The sequence below is a fragment of the Streptococcus sp. k-90 genome, from assembly GCF_013277565.1.
Taxonomy (GTDB): Bacteria; Bacillota; Bacilli; order Lactobacillales; family Streptococcaceae; genus Streptococcus.
Genome location: NZ_VMNE01000055.1, coordinates 1 through 876, shown reverse-complemented (window position 1 = coordinate 876; position 876 = coordinate 1). Strand labels below are relative to the sequence as shown.

The following is an 876-nucleotide window of genomic DNA, read 5'->3' as shown; positions in this document are numbered from 1 at the left end:
GCTGTTTGGATGGCTTCTAGTGCTTTCTCTTTACCTACTGGAGTTACTGCTTCAATTGCTTTAACTCCTGCAGTTTGAGCGCCATCTACGCCTTCTTGATCTTTCGCTTCATTGATAGCATTTACGGCTGCGATAGCTGCTTGCGCTACTTCGGCTTTCGCTGCGGCTTTTTCATCGTCGGATAATTTAGCATTCTTATCAATTGAGGCAATCTTAGCTTCTGACGCTGTTTGGATGGCTTCTAGTGCTTTCTCTTTACCTACTGGAGTTACTGCTTCAATTGCTTTAACTCCTCCAGTTTGAGCGCCATCTACGCCTTCTTGATCTTTCGCCTCATTAATAGCATTAACGGCTGCGAGGGCTGCTTTCGCTACTTCAGCTTTCGCTGCGGCTTTTTCATCGTCTGACAATTTAGCATTCTTATCAATTGAGGCAATCTTAGCTTCTGACGCTGTTTGGATGGCTTCTAGCGCTTTCTCTTTGCCTACTGGATTTACTGCTTCAATTGCTTTAACTCCTGTAGTTTGAGCGGCATCTACACCATCTTGATTTTTCGCTTCATTGATAGCATTTACAGCTGCGAGGGCTGCTTGCGCTACTTCGGCTTTCGCTGCTGCTTTTTCATCATCTGACAATTTAGCATTCTTATCAATTGAGGCAATCTTAGCTTCTGACGCTGTTTGGATGGCTTCAACCGCTGTCTGTTTGCCTACTGAAGTTACTCCTCCAATTGGTTTAACTCCTGTAGTTTGAGCGGCATCTACACCATCTTGATATTTCGCTTCATTGATAGCATTTACAGGTGCGATGACTTCTTGCGCTACTTCGGCTTTCGCAGCTGCTTTTTCATCTTCTGACAATTTAGCATTCTGTTAC

The 876-nt window shown here is 44.3% G+C and carries 1 protein-coding gene; it reads right to left on the bottom strand.

All coding sequences use genetic code 11. The features are described from left to right. Positions 1–860, bottom strand: an 860-nt coding sequence (locus HT734_RS09320; protein ID WP_240151654.1) for a DUF1542 domain-containing protein, incomplete at its 3' end; no start/stop codon positions are given. Positions 861–876: the final 16 nt, after the last annotated feature.